The organism is Streptomyces sp. NPDC056061, assembly GCF_042266885.1.
In the GTDB taxonomy this organism is placed as follows: Bacteria; Actinomycetota; Actinomycetes; order Streptomycetales; family Streptomycetaceae; genus Streptomyces.
This window is the reverse complement of record NZ_JBHJWQ010000002.1, coordinates 181,144-195,192: the sequence shown is the minus strand read 5'-3', so window position 1 is coordinate 195,192 and position 14,049 is coordinate 181,144. Positions and strand designations below refer to the sequence as shown.

The window sequence follows — 14,049 nt, the reverse complement described above, 5'->3', positions numbered from 1 at the left end:
GGGGCGGGCCCGACGGGCCCGCCCCGGCATGCGTCGACGCGGTCAGTCCACCTCCGCGATCGCCTGGGCGAACTGCGCGGAGTACAGCCGGGCGTACGCACCGCCGGCCGCCAGCAGCTCCTCGTGCGTGCCCTGTTCGACGATCGAGCCGTTCTCCATCACCAGGATCGTGTCGGCGTCCCGGATGGTGGAGAGCCGGTGCGCGATCACGAAGCTGGTGCGCCCGTGGGCCAGGCGCGCCATCGCCTTCTGGATCAGCACCTCGGTCCGGGTGTCCACGGAGCTCGTGGCCTCGTCGAGCACCAGGATCACCGGGTCGGACAGGAACGCCCGGGCGATGGTGATCAGCTGCTTCTCGCCCGCGCTGACACCGGAGCCCTCGTCGTCGATCACCGTGTCGTAACCGTCCGGCAGGGTGCGGATGAAGCGGTCGGCGTGGGCCGCCCTCGCCGCCTCCTCGATCTCTTCCCGGCCGACCTCGCGCGAAGCGCCGTACGCGATGTTCTCGGCTATCGTCCCGCCGAACAGCCAGGTGTCCTGGAGGACCATGCCGATGCCCGCCCGCAGGTCGTCGCGCGACATCTTCGTCACATCGACGCCGTCGAGCGTGATCCGCCCGCCCGTCACCTCGTAGAACCGCATCAGCAGATTGACCAGGGTGGTCTTCCCGGCGCCGGTCGGGCCCACGATCGCGATCGTGTGCCCCGGTTCGACGTTCAGCGACAGGTTCTCGATGAGCGGCTTCTCCGGGTCGTAACGGAACGACACCTTCTCCAGCGAGACGCTGCCCCGCAGTTCCGCGGGGCGCTCGGCCTCGCCGGGCGCCGGGTCGGCGCTCTGCTCCTCGGCGTCCAGCAGCTCGAAGATCCGCTCGGCCGAGGCGACGCCCGACTGCACGAGGTTGGCCATCGAGGCGACCTGGGTCAGCGGCGTCGAGAACTGCCGCGAGTACTGGATGAACGCCTGCACGTCACCGATCGACAACGAGCCCGAGGCGACCCGCAGACCACCGACCACGGCGATCAGCACGTAGTTCAGGTTCGATACGAACATCATCAGCGGCTGCATGATCCCGCTGTTGAACTGCGCCTTGAAGCCTGCCTCGTACAGTGCCTCGTTCTGCTCGGCGAAATCCCGCGCGGACTCCTGCTGCCGCCCGAACACCTTCACCAGGGTGTGCCCGGTGTACATCTCCTCGATGTGCGCGTTGAGCTTGCCGGTCACCATCCACTGCTGCACGAACTGCGGCTGCGAGCGCTTGCCGACCTTCGTCGCCACGATCACCGAGAGCGGCACCGTCACCAGGGCGACCACGGCCAGCAGCGGCGAGATCCAGAACATCATCACCAGCACGCCGACGATGGTGAGCAGGGAGTTGATGAGCTGGCCCATCGTCTGCTGCATCGTCTGCGAGATGTTGTCGATGTCGTTCGTCGCCCGGCTGAGCACCTCGCCGCGCTTGGCCCGGTCGAAGTACGACAGCGGCAGCCGCGACAGCTTCGCCTGGATGTCCTCGCGCAGCCGGAACACGACCCGGTTGATGATCCGGATCGACAGCCGGGACGACACCAGCATCAGCAGCCCGGCCGCGACGTACACCACCAGCGCCACCAGCAGCACATCACCGACGGCACCGAAGTCGATGCCCTGACCGGGGACGAAGTCCACCCCCGAGAGCATGTCGGCGAGCCCGCTCTTCGACGCGCGCAGGCCGTCGACCGCCTGTTCCTTGGTGGTGCCCTCGGGCATCCGCCGGCCGATGACCCCGGCGAACACCAGGTCCGTGGCCCGGCCGAGAATCTTCGGCCCGACCACCGACAGGCCGACGCTCAGCACACCGGCCGCCAGCATCGCGTACAGCGCGGCCCGCTCCGCGGCGAAGCGCCTCAGCAGCCGCTTCGCCGAGCCCTTGAAGTCCATGGAACGGTCGGTCGGAGCGCCGCCCGCCATCATGCGTCCACCGGGACCGGCCATTACGCGGCCTCCGCTTCCGTCAGCTGGGAGAGCACGATCTCCCGGTACGTCTCATTGCCGTCCATAAGTTCGTGATGGGTGCCGGAGCCGACGATCCGGCCCTCGTCGAGCACCAGGATCCGGTCGGCGTCGCGGATGGTGGACACCCGCTGCGCCACGATCACCACCGTCGCCTCGGCGGTCTCCCGGGCCAGCGCCCCGCGCAGCGCGGCATCGGTCGCGTAGTCGAGAGCGGAGAACGAGTCGTCGAAGAGGTAGATCTCCGGCCGCTGCACCAGCGTCCTGGCGATCGCCAGACGCTGTCGCTGTCCGCCCGAGACATTGGTGCCGCCCTGTGCGATCGGCGCGTCCAGGCCGTGTTCCAGCGCCTCGACGAACTCCTTGGCCTGCGCGACCTCCAGGGCGTGCCACAGCTCCTCGTCCGTCGCGTCCGGGTTCCCGTACCGCAGGTTCGTCGCGACCGTTCCGGAGAACAGATACGGCTTCTGCGGGACGAGCCCCACGGTCCCCGCCAGCAACAACGGATCCAGCATCCGCACATCCGTGCCGCCGACGAGCACCTGGCCGTCCGTCACGTCGAACAGTCGCGGTACGAGTCCGAGCAGTGTCGACTTCCCGCTGCCCGTCGACCCGATGATCGCGGTGGTCTCGCCGGGGCGGGCCACCAGGTCCACCGACCGCAGCACCGGTTCCTCGGCGCCCGGGTAACGGAAGTCCGCGCCGCGGACCTCCAGATGACCGTGGGTGCGCAGCTCGCTGACCGGCGCGACCGGCGGGACCACGCTCGACTCGGTCTCCAGCACCTCCTGGACGCGCTCGGCGCAGACCTCGGCGCGCGGCACCATCATGAACATGAAGGTGGCCATCATCACCGACATGACGATCTGCATCAGGTAGGCGAGGAACGCGGTCAGCGCGCCGATCTCCATGCCGCCGCTGTCGATGCGGTGGGCGCCGAACCAGACCACGGCGATCGACGAGATGTTCACCACCGTCATCACGGTCGGAAACATCAACGCCATCAGCCGGCCCGTGGACAGCGCCACGGCGGTCAGCTCGTCGTTGGCGCCACCGAAGCGCTTCTTCTCGTAGCCGTCGCGGACGAAGGCCCGGATGACCCGGTTGCCGGTGATCTGCTCCCGCAGCACCCGGTTCACGGTGTCGATCCGACTCTGCATGGTGCGGAACAACGGGCGCATCCGCTTGACGATCAGGCTCACCGCGATGCCGAGCACCGGCACCACCGCGAGCAGCACCGACGACAGCGGGACGTCCTGGCCGAGCGCCAGGACCACGCCGCCGACACACATGATCGGCGCCGAGACCATCAGCGTGAACGTCATCAGCACCAGCATCTGGATCTGCTGGACGTCGTTGGTCGTACGTGTGATCAGCGAGGGCGCGCCGAACCGCCCCACCTCGCGTGCCGAGAACGACTGGACCCGGTCGAAGATCGCCGCCCGGACGTCGCGGCCGAGGGCGGACGCCGTGCGGGAGCCGTAGAAGACGGCCCCGATGTTGCACGCCACCTGGACGACGCTGACGACGAGCATGATGCCGCCGAACTCCAGGATGTAGCCCGTGTCCCCCTTCACGACGCCGTTGTCGATGATGTCGGCGTTCAGGGTGGGCAGATAGAGCGTGGCGCAGGTCTGCAGGAGCTGGAGGAGGACGAGGAGCAGGATGGGTTTCTTGTACGGACCGAGACGGGCCCGCAGGAGTTTTATGAGCACGCGTGTCTCTCGGAGTCGTCAGAGGTCGGGAGACGACCCATTTTCCGGTACCCCGTATGGCGGCCGCGAATGTTTTTATTCAAGGCCGGGTAAAAAAACGGACTGAGTACACGTGTGGCCGAGGTGCCTCCCCGGACGCACCCCGACCGTGCCTCGGTCGCGCCCTGGACGCACCACGGCCGGTCCACGCGCGGCACGGTGCGGGGGCCGGTGGCCCAGGTACCGATGACGGTCCCGGTCGGCGCGCGGCGCGGGCCGGGGCAGGGTGGCGGTGCCGCTTGACCTTCGGTGGTGGGGGGGGGGTAGGGACGGGGGCGGGGGCGTCGGAGCCGGCTGACGCGCAACTCCGCGATGCGGGGCGCCGGTACCGGCCGACGCGCAACGGTGCGGGGCAGGTATCGCGCCGGTGCCGGTTCACGCGCGACGGTGCGGATCAGGACGTCGGTGCCGGTTGACGCGCGACGGCGTGCGGTCGGGGCGTCGGTACCGGCCGGCGCGTGCTGCGGGGTGGGTCAGAACGCCGGGTCGAAGGCCCCCGGGTGAATCTGGTCGCGCGTCACCGTGTACTGCTGGCGCACCGCCTGGCCGACGGCCAGCTCCTCGCCCGGCTCCAGCACCTGCGCACCGGCGCCCTGCCAGGCCGGGGGAGTGTGCGGGTCCGCCGTTCCCTGCGAGACCCCGAGCGCCCAGGCCGCCTGCCGGGCCGCGCCCAGCGCCGCGTACTCGGCCGGCTGCGGCACGACCACCTGCGTGCCGAGCAGTGCCGGTGCGATCGCTCGTACGGCGGTCAGCTCGGCCGCCGCCCCCAGCAGGAACACCCGCCGCACCTCGACCCCGCGGCCGCGCAGCACGTCGAGCGCGTCGGCCAGCGAGCACAGCATCCCCTCGAACGCCGCCCGCGCCAGGTGCTCCGGCTTCATGGATTCGCGTCGCAGTCCGCACAGCGTCCCCGCCGTGTGCGGCAGGTGCGGGGTGCGCTCGCCCTCCAGATAGGGCAGGAGCACCAGTCCGGAAGCGCCCGGCGTCGACTTCAGTGCCAGCGCGGACAACTCCTCCAGCCCCTCCGCGCCCAGCATCTCGGCGGTCCCGCGCAGGGCCCGTACCGCGTTCGACGTGTACACCACCGGCAGGTGCATGCCGGTCGCGTCCGCGAGCGAGGTGATCATTCCGCGTGGGTCGGACAGCGCCTCGTGGTGCACCGCCATGACCGAGCCCGAGGCCCCCAGCGACACCACCGCGTCGCCCACCCCGACCCCGAGCCCGAACGCCGCCGCCATCGTCTCGCCCGTGCCCGCGGAGATCAGCAGGCCCTCGGGGGTCGTGCCGGCCGTGTCGCAGGGGCCGAGCACCTCGGGCAGCGCCGCCTGGTGCCCGAGCGCGAGTTCCACCAGGTCGGGCCGGTAGGAACCGGTGCCCGCCGACCAGTAGCCGCTGCCGGACGCGGCACCCCGGTCGGTGGTCCGCCGGACCGGCCGGCCCAGCAGCTGCCACACCAGCCAGTCGTGCGGCTGGAGCACCGCGGCCACCCGCCGGGCCGCCTCCGGTTCGGTCCGTGCCAGCCAGCGCAGCTTCGCCACCGGCTGCGCGGCCTGCGGCACCGAGCCGACGGCCTCGACCCACGCCTGCCGTCCGCCCAGCCCGTCGACCAGATCGGCCGCCGCGACCTGCGCCCGCTTGTCGTTGCCGAGCAGCGCCGGGCGTACCAGGTTGCCCTGCTGGTCCAGCGGCACCATGCCGTGCTGCTGCGCGGAGACGCCGATGGCCTGCACGCCTTCGAGCAGCCCGCCGTCGGCGGCCTCGCCGAGCGAGAGCAGCCATGCCTGCGGGTCGACCTCGGTGGCCTTCGCCTCGACCGGGTGCGCGGCGTAGCCGCGGCGCAGTACGGCGCCCGTGTCCGCGTCGCAGACGACGATGTGCGTGAAGGCGGAAGAGCTGTCCAAGCCGGCGACTATCCCCATGCACACGATTCTGCCGCACCACCGGAGCGTTTCCGTACCGGTGGTGCGGCAGTGTCGGCGCGGTGAGGGGCGCCGGGGCCGGGCGCGGATTACGTGTTGGAAGTGCCCCAGTCGTCCTCGCCGTTCCGCCCGCGCTCGCGCAGCGAACGCACCCGGGCGGGCACCTTCTCGCCGATCTTGACGCTCACCGTGTGGTATGCCCTGCCCGCCAGGTCGCGGCCGCTCTGCGCCGCCGACTCCGCGGTGTTGCGCACGGCCGGATTCTGGGCGAACTGGCGCGCGGACTTCTTCAGCTGCTCGTAACGCTCGCGCCCGGCCCGTGTCCCGATCACGTATCCGAGGGCCAGTCCGGCGATGAACGTGAGCCGGTACCGCATGGTTGCCACCCTTCCTAGCTCCGTGCGCCGCGCGGTGCGACGTGTGCTCCCGCTTACCCGCGGGCACCCGAGATCACCCCGGGCGATACCGATTGGCAAAGCACCCCCCTGCTTGCGCTAATGTATGTGTCGCAGCGAACGCGCGCCGCCCGGCAGCAGCCAGGTGGGCGGGGGTTCGGTGCAGACGCAGCAATCCCCTGTAGCTCAATTGGCAGAGCAGCCGGCTGTTAACCGGCAGGTTACTGGTTCGAGTCCAGTCGGGGGAGCGCGATCCCCTGTAGCTCAATTGGCAGAGCATTCGGCTGTTAACCGGAGGGTTACTGGTTCGAGTCCAGTCGGGGGAGCAGATCGGAAGAGGGCCCTGCGGGGTCCTTTTTCGTGTGTCCGCAGACCGGGTGCTGCCGAGGTCCGCCGCCACGCCGTGGGTGGCGGACCTGTGACTCCTTCGGGTGTACTTCGCCTCATCCGGAACCGCGCAGGGGGCAGCGTGGTCTTCATGGTCATGCGAAGCCGACCATCCGGAGCGAGAGATCGTATGACCGGCTATGCTGCGGCAGACGGCGCGCACACATGTACGCGCCACGCCGAAAAGGGGCGGTAGCTCAGCCGGTTAGAGCAGCGGACTCATAATCCGTCGGCCGTGGGTTCGAGTCCCACCCGCCCCACCGAGTGTCCCCAGGCAGAATCGTTCTGACCTGGGGAAATGCGTTTTTCGGACGTCTTTGGTGTGCAGCGGATGCTGCGCGGCGGTGCGGCGGATGCGGGTCCGGGTGTGTCGAGACGGCCCTTCGGGCGGCTGTGACCTGGGCTTTTGTGGTGATGCGGCGGTGGGAGCGGCGGGTGGCGGTCCCACCCGCTCGTCTGTCGTGGTCTCTCTTTGCTGGTGTGGACTCTGGTGGTTCGTCGCTGGGGGAGGCGCGCTGGAGGTTTGGGCGGGGGTTGGTGTGGGGCGTGTATCGGCCACTCGCCGTTCGTCTGATGCCGCGCGTGGTTGTGATGGACCTGCCCGTTTCAGGGAGGATGGTGTCGGGGCTGGTGCGGGGGCTTGTGAGGCTGGTGTGAGTCAGAAGCAACTGAATGAGAATGGCCACTTCCCTCAGTAAAGCCCCAGCTCAACGATCACGTGCCTCTCCAGGCGCAGGGGCGGGAGCGCATGATGCGTTCGGTTGCCCCTGCGGGGTGCGTGGGTCGCGGGGGTTTCCGGCTCGGCGGGCGGGGGCGCCACTTTGTGTGTGGTGGCCCCCGCCCGCGTGTCGGGGCGGGGTCGGGTGTGGCGGCCCGGGGCGAGCCCCGTGTGCGGGTGTCAGTCCTCGAAGCCCTGGTCGCGCAGGATCTTGTCGATGCGGGTGCGGTGGGCGTCCTCCCAGGCGTCGAGGGTTTCGTCGGCCTCCTTGGCCAGCTTGGTCCGGGCGGCGGCCAGGGTTTCCTCGGCGCGGGCGGCGGGGACGACGACGATGCCCTCCTCGTCGGCGACGACGATGTCACCGGCGTTCACCGCGACGCCGGCGCAGTGGACTTCGGTGTTGAGCGGCGTGACGACCTTCTTGCCGCCGGGAAACGGGATCACTCCGCGGGCGAAGACCGGGAAGGCCATCTCGCGGACCTCGGCGAGGTCGCGGATCAGTCCGTCGGCGACGAAGGCCGCCACGCCCCGGCGCTGTGCGACGGCGCAGACGTTTCCGCCGGCCAGCGCGTAGTCGGGGTCGCCCGACTCGACGACGATGACGGCTCCCGGTTCGGCGCGGTGGATCGCGGCGTGCAGCATGAGGTTGTCACCGGGAGGGCACCGCACGGTGAACGCCGGTCCGGCGACGCGGGGGACCGGCGACCACAGCGGGCGGACGCCGGTGCCCATCACCTGCGCGCGGCCCAGGACGTCGGCCAGGGTGGTGGTCGGGATGTCCGCGAATGCGGATGTGGGGGTGGAGGCGTGGGTGGTGGGGGTGTTTGTCATGGGGTTCCTGTTTCTTCGGGGTTGTGGTCGTGGGGGCGGGGGCGCGGCGGCGCGTCCTTCTCGGGGCTGTAGGAATGCGACGTCCAGGTGGTGCCACCGTCCTGCGTCGACACCACGGTTCCCTCATCGCCCACGATCCACCAACACCGGTCCGAGGCGACGTGCACGGCCCACAGGGACATGCCCGAACCGGTCGAGCCCACACGCCAGTTGACCCCGCCGTCCCGGGTGGTGAGCACGGTGTCGCTGCGGCCGACGGCGCAGCCGACGCGGCCGTCGGGGGCGAAGTGGACGGCGTTGAGGCTCTGGGTGGTGCCGACGGCGGCGCGGTGCCAGGTGGCGCCCCCGTCGTCGCTGCCGAGGACCGTGCCGTCGTCGCCCACGGTCCAGCACCTGCGGGCATCGACGACGTGCAGGCCGACCAGGTCGTCCGTGCCGCCGGGGTTCTGGGGTCGCCAGGTGGCGCCGCCGTCACGGGAGTTCAGGACGGTGCCGCCGGTGCCCACGGCCCAGCCGGTCCGGTCGTCCGCGAACGCCACCGTCCACAGCGCGGTCCCGATCGGTGCGCCGGACCGCGGGAACCAGGTCGCCCCGCCGTCGTCGGTGGCGAGGATCGTGCCCCGGTCGCCCACGGCCCAGCCGGTGCGCCGGTCGGGACGCAGGTGCACCGAGAGCAGGTCGGCGTCGGTGCCGGTCTCCTGGGCCTGCCAGGTGGCGCCGCCGTCGCGGGTGGCCATGACGGTCCCGCCCCGGCCCGCCACCCAGGCGGTGTCGGCGTCCGGTGCCGCGACTCCGTACAGGTTCGTGGCGGTGCCTATGGGACGCGGGCTCCACCGTCCCCCGGCTCGTGAGGCGAGGACGGTGCCGCCGTCGCCGACCACCCAGCCGCCGTCGGCGTCCGGGAGGATGTGCACGCCGTAGAGGTTCTTGCCGGTGCCGGAGACGTGCGTGCGCCAGGTCTCCCCGGTGTCCTCGCTGCCGAGGATCAGGCCGCCGTCGCCGGTGGCGCTCAGACCCTTGCCGTCGGGCGAGACCCATACGCCCTTGAGGTTGCTGGTGGTGGCGGCGTTCTGGCGGCGCCACCGGGTCCCCGCGTCCGAGGTGTTCAGGATCGTGCCGAAGTCCCCGACGGCCCAGCCGAGTTCGCCCGTCGCGGTGAGGGCGACGCCCCACAGCGCGGCGTCCGTGCCGCTGTCCCGGAGGGACCAGGTGGTGCCGCCGTCCCGGGTGACCAGGATCGTGCCGGTGCGGCCGACCGCCCACACCGTGCGGGTGTCGACGGCGTGCAGCGCCGTCAGGCAGGCGGTGGTGGGGGTGGTCTGACGGTGCCAGGTGGTGCCGCCGTCGGTGGTGGCGAGGACGGTGCCGTCCTCGCCTGCCGCCCAGGCGTGCAGCCCGTCTCCCGGGCCGTGCACGGCGTGCAGGTGTTCGGCGGCCGGGACGTCCTGCCGGTGCCAGGTGGTGCCGCCGTCGGCCGTGGCGAGCACGGTCGCGGCGGTGCCGACGGCCCAGCCGCGTGACGCCGTCAGGTGCAGGGCGTGCAGGTCCTCGGTGGTGGGGGTGGTCCGGTGGTGCCAGGTGGTGCCGCCGTCGGTGGTGGCGAGGACGGTGCCGTCGTCGCCCGCCGCCCAGGCGTGCACCCCGTCGTCCGGGCAGTGCACCGCCCACAACAGGGTGGTGCCCGGGGTGCCGCTGCCACGCCAGGTGTCTCCGCCGTCGGTGGTCACGGCCACGGCGCCGTCCTGCCCCACGACCCAGCGGACCGGCCCGTCGCCGTGCACGCTCACGAAGTCCTTGTGCACACCGTTGAGTTGGGGATGCCAGGTGCGGCCCCCGTCCTCGGTGGCCAGGATCATGCCGTCGTCGCCGGCCGCCCGGCCGCGCAGTCCGTCGGGTGCGAAGGCGAGCGTGACCACGTCCTTGCCGGTGCCGCTGGGCAGGGGTGAGAAGGTGCGGCCCCCGTCGGCGGAGACGCGGATCATTCCGTCGTCGCCCGATATCCACACGGTGCGCCCGTCCGGCGCCGCCCACACCCCGTAGACGTCCAGTTCGGTGCCGCTGTCGGACCGGGCCCAGGTGGCGCCGCCGTCCTCGGTGCGCAGCACGGTGCCGCCGCGCCCGACGACCCAGCAGCGGCCGGGGGAGACGGCGAGGACGCCGCGCAGATCGTTCCCGGTGCCGCCGTCGTGGACCGTCCAGGTCGCCCCGGCGTCCGTCGTCGCGAGGATCACGCCCTTCCTGCCCACGATCCAGGCCACCCGCTCGTCCAGCGCGAAGCATCGGGTGAAGTGCGCCTCGGAACCGGTTCGCCGGGGCTGCCAGCTCTTGCCGCCGTCGTGCGAGGCGAGCACGGTGCCGCCGTCCCCGACGGCCCAGCCGGTCCGGCCGGACGGGTCGAACGAGACGCCGTAGAGGTTGCGTTCGGTGCCGGAGTCCTGTCGGGACCAGTGCCTGCCGCCGTCCTCGGTGCGCAGCAGGACCCCGTCGCGGCCCGCGGCCCAGCCCCGTCGCGTGTCGACGAAGGACACCGCGCGCAGGTCCTTGTCCGTACTGCCCTGGGGCGACCAGCCGACGCCGCCGTCGCGCGTCGCGAGGATCATGCCGCCGTCCCCGACGGCCCAGCCGTGCGCCTCGTCCACCAGGCAGATGCCCTGGAGGTTCACACTGCGCGGCGCGACGTTCCACGTGGTCATGGTGAACTCCTGTAACGGTCGCGGGCGGAGGCCGTGGTCGTAGCCGTAGCCGTAGCCCTTGCGAAGCCCGTGCGTGGTGATGCTCGGGACGGGAGTGGGATGGGAGTGGGGCGGGGGGTGGAGGACACGGTGGCCGGTGAGCGGGTGGGGGAGAGGGAACCGGTCAGCCGGTCGTGGGCAGCTCGTCGGCGGACGCCGACCGGGCGCGCAGCCCGCGGGCGACTATGGCCGGCATCGCCGAGCCCAGCAGGGCGAATACCGCGGCCAGGACCACCCATCCCAGCGCGCCGTGGTCGAGTACGAGCCAGGTGAAGACCGCGGGGGCGATCATCTTGCCGATGTCGGCGCCCATGGCGTGCGTGGCCTGGTACTGGCCCTGGGCGTGGTCGGGGGCCAGGTCGAAGGCGATGCCCCAACTGCCCGCCGCCTGGCGCACCTCGCCGAGGGCGTGGGCGACGGCGCCCACCGCCAGGAGCAGGCAGGCCGGGGCGAGGGAGACCCCGTCGCTCAGCGCGAACACCAGGCAGGCGGCCGCGACGCAGCCCGCGCCCTGGAGACTCGCCCGCGCGGCGGCCGCCGGGTGGTCCGCGCCGCGGGCGGCCCGGGTCTGGACGGCCACCACCAGGACGGTGTTCAGCAGCAGGATGGCCGCGCTCGCCCAGCGGGGCGCCCCCGTGTGCTGGAGCACCCACAGCGGCAGCACCACGTCGAGCAGGATGGCGTGGGTGGTCAGCAGCCCGTCCAGGGCGGCGAAGGCGAGGTACGGCCCGTCCCGCAGCACGGCGAGCGCCGGACCCGCCGACGCCGGGACCGGCGGCACGGGCGGTTCCTTGAACGTGAGCAGCCCGGTGACAAGGAAGGTGAGGGCGATGAAGCCCACCGCGCCCTGGAACGCCACGCGCGAACCCGCCGCGAGCACCAGACCGGCGAGGCACGCCCCGACCGCGACGCTCGCGTTGGAGGCCGCACGCACCTGGGCGAGCACGGTCACCCGGTCCGCCGAGGGGATGAGCCCCGCGATCATGGCCTTGCGCGCGGAGCGGCCGGACCGGTAGGCGATGCCCTGCACGGAGATGATGACCATGTACGGCCAGAAGTCGGTGGCGAACAGCAGCGCGCAGGTGAGCACGGCCAGCACCAGGAACGACCAGATCTGCACGGTGCGCGGCCCGGCCCGGTCGGCCAGATGCCCGAGCGGGATGCTGCACAGCAGCACGATCGCGGCGGCCACGCTCACGCTGATGCCGAGCTGACCGATCGTCAGATGCAGGACGGTCACGGCGTAGATCGAACTGAGGGCCATCCACAGCCCCTGGCCGAGCGTCATCACCATGGTGATGACGGTGAGGAGGCGTGCGGGTCCGGGCGGAGGCAGGAGGGATTTCATTCCGATGACGCTCCTCGCTCTTCTCTCCCCGCTCTTCTCTCCCGGCGAGGCTAGGTCACCGCCGGAACCGCCGATGCTTGCGCCCACAAAAGGAATTGAGCGCGAAAATCCCGTTCTGCTCGTTGAGCCGCGGACGCACAGTACGAGACGTATGAGCAGAAGGGGATTTACTCGTTTAAGGAGAAGTGCGGTCTCAAGGGAACGGCCCGCCCCGCCTGCGGCTAGCGTCGGCCCGTGCCCGTCCCGGCAGCCCCCGCCCCGACGCGGGCGGACACGACCGGTCACGACACTGGCTTCCCGTCAACGGAGTTCGGACCGACATGACCACAGCACTCGACCGAAGCCTGGGCGCCGGCCTGCTCCATCACGCGAGCGTCCTTCCCGACCACGTCGCCCTGACCATCGGGCGTCGCGACTACACGTACCAGGAGACAGCGACCACCGCGCGGCGCTGGGCCGCCGCCCTCGTCGAGGCGACCGACGGCCGGCCCCGCCGGATCGGGGTGCTCGCCGACCGCAGCGAGGTCTCCTATCTGGGCGTGGCCGCCGCGCTGTTCGCGGGCGCCGCCTTCGTCCCGCTCAACCGGAAGTTCCCGGCCGCGCGGACCCGTTCCATGCTGGCACGCGCCGAGGTCGACGCCGTCCTCGCCGATGCCGCCTCGGCCGTCCGGCTCCCGGAACTCCTGAAGGGGCTCGCCCCACGTCCCGTCGTGCTGCTGCCCGACGCGGCACGGGCCGATGTGCCCGGACTCGACGGGTACCGGGTGCTGGACGCCGCCGACCTCGCGCGGTTCGTGCCGCTGGCACAGCTTCCCGGACCCGGCCCCGACGACCTGGCCTACCTCCTGTTCACCTCGGGCAGCACCGGCCTGCCCAAGGGGGTGCCGGTCACCCACGCCAACGTGTGCGCCTTCCTCGACGCCAACCGGGACCGCTACCGGCTCACCCCGGACGACCGGCTCACCCAGACCTTCGACCAGACCTTCGATCTGTCGGTCTTCGACCTGTTCATGGCCTGGGAGAACGGCGCCCGGGTGTGCTCCATGGCCCCCATCGAACTGCTCGCCCCCTTCGGGTACCTGGAGCGCAACGGCATCACGGTCTGGTTCTCGGTGCCGTCCGTCGCCGCCGTGCTGCGCCGTCGCGGGGTGCTGCGACCGGGCACGATGCCGACGCTGCGCTGGAGCCTGTTCTGCGGGGAGGCCCTGCCGCGGGCCACCGCCGAGGCATGGCAGGCGGCGGCGCCGCACTCCACCGTGGAGAACCTGTACGGGCCGACCGAACTCACCATCGCCTGCACCGCCTACCGCTGGGACCCGGTGACCGGCCCCGCCGAATGCGTCCACGACAACGTGCCGATCGGACGGCCCTATCCGGGGCTCGACGCCGTGGTCGTCGACGAGTTGCTCGCCGACGTGCCGGACGGCGAACCGGGGGAGCTGTGCGTGGCCGGTCCGCAGACCACGCCGGGCTACTGGCGGGACCCCGGACTGACGGCCGGGCGGTACTTCGAGCGCGACGGCCTGCGCTACTACCGGACCGGGGACCTCGTGCGGTACCTGAACGGCCAGTACGTCAGCCTCGGCCGCAACGACCAGCAGGTCAAGATCGGCGGACACCGCGTCGAACTCGGCGAGATCGAGGGCGCCCTGCGCCGGGCCGGGGCCCCGGAGGCGGTCGCCTTCCAGTGGCCCGACGCCCAGACGGTCACCGCCGTGGTGTCCGGCACCGCCGATCCCACCGTCCTCGCCGACGCCTGCGCGGACGGCCTGCCCGCCTACATGGTGCCGAGGACGGTGCGGGTCATCGACGAGATGCCCGTCAACGCCAACGGCAAGGTGGACCGCCCGGCTCTGCTCCGATGGCTGGAGGAGACCGGCTCCGGATCGCCGGAGCAGCGGGCCCGGGACGCCGGGACCGGCCCGCGTGCGCGACCGGTGCAGGAAGCCGCGCCCGGACCGCGCTGACCCCCG

General features: G+C 71.7%; 8 protein-coding genes and 3 tRNA genes. 4 read left to right on the top strand and 7 right to left on the bottom strand.

The window, feature by feature from the left end:
* Nucleotides 1-42: 42 nt before the first annotated feature.
* The 4 genes from ACFC79_RS04965 to ACFC79_RS04950 all read right to left on the bottom strand — a co-directional run bounded on the left by ACFC79_RS04965 (nt 43) and on the right by ACFC79_RS04950 (nt 6,042).
* A complete protein-coding gene (locus tag ACFC79_RS04965) occupies nt 43-1,974 on the bottom strand; it encodes an ABC transporter ATP-binding protein (protein WP_376235301.1) in 1,932 nt (643 codons plus the stop codon).
* A complete protein-coding gene (locus ACFC79_RS04960) occupies nt 1,974-3,707 on the bottom strand; it encodes an ABC transporter ATP-binding protein (RefSeq protein WP_376235298.1) in 1,734 nt (577 codons plus the stop codon). The genes ACFC79_RS04965 and ACFC79_RS04960 overlap by 1 nt, the downstream gene beginning before the upstream one ends.
* Before the next feature lie 512 nt (nt 3,708-4,219).
* Nucleotides 4,220-5,665, bottom strand: a complete 1,446-nt coding sequence (locus ACFC79_RS04955; protein ID WP_376235296.1) for an FGGY family carbohydrate kinase — start codon at nt 5,663-5,665, stop codon at nt 4,220-4,222.
* A gap of 89 nt (nt 5,666-5,754) precedes the next feature.
* Nucleotides 5,755-6,042, bottom strand: coding sequence for a YtxH domain-containing protein (locus tag ACFC79_RS04950; RefSeq protein WP_376235808.1), 288 nt, complete (start codon nt 6,040-6,042; stop codon nt 5,755-5,757).
* A gap of 193 nt (nt 6,043-6,235) precedes the next feature.
* Between ACFC79_RS04950 and ACFC79_RS04945 the strand changes: the two genes are divergently transcribed.
* From ACFC79_RS04945 to ACFC79_RS04935, 3 genes are all read left to right on the top strand, one after another.
* Nucleotides 6,236-6,308, top strand: a tRNA-Asn gene (locus ACFC79_RS04945).
* 5 nt (nt 6,309-6,313) lie between these two features.
* Nucleotides 6,314-6,386: transfer RNA gene (locus tag ACFC79_RS04940), tRNA-Asn, on the top strand.
* A gap of 247 nt (nt 6,387-6,633) precedes the next feature.
* A tRNA-Ile gene (locus tag ACFC79_RS04935) sits at nt 6,634-6,707 on the top strand.
* A gap of 638 nt (nt 6,708-7,345) precedes the next feature.
* Here ACFC79_RS04935 and ACFC79_RS04930 read toward each other — a convergent pair.
* The 3 genes from ACFC79_RS04930 to ACFC79_RS04920 form a co-directional block, all read right to left on the bottom strand.
* Complete coding sequence (locus ACFC79_RS04930; RefSeq protein WP_376235294.1) at nt 7,346-7,996, bottom strand: RraA family protein; 651 nt, start codon at nt 7,994-7,996, stop codon at nt 7,346-7,348.
* Nucleotides 7,993-10,689 (bottom strand): WD40/YVTN/BNR-like repeat-containing protein, encoded by a 2,697-nt coding sequence (locus ACFC79_RS04925; RefSeq protein ID WP_376235292.1) that lies wholly within the window; start codon nt 10,687-10,689, stop codon nt 7,993-7,995. The genes ACFC79_RS04930 and ACFC79_RS04925 overlap by 4 nt, the downstream gene beginning before the upstream one ends.
* Nucleotides 10,690-10,852: 163 nt before the next feature.
* Nucleotides 10,853-12,076, bottom strand: coding sequence for an MFS transporter (locus ACFC79_RS04920; RefSeq protein WP_376235290.1), 1,224 nt, complete (start codon nt 12,074-12,076; stop codon nt 10,853-10,855).
* A gap of 320 nt (nt 12,077-12,396) precedes the next feature.
* Between ACFC79_RS04920 and ACFC79_RS04915 the strand changes: the two genes are divergently transcribed.
* Entirely contained in the window at nt 12,397-14,043 is a 1,647-nt protein-coding gene (locus ACFC79_RS04915) for an amino acid adenylation domain-containing protein (protein WP_376235287.1), read from the top strand.
* The last annotated feature ends 6 nt before the right edge of the window (nt 14,044-14,049 follow it).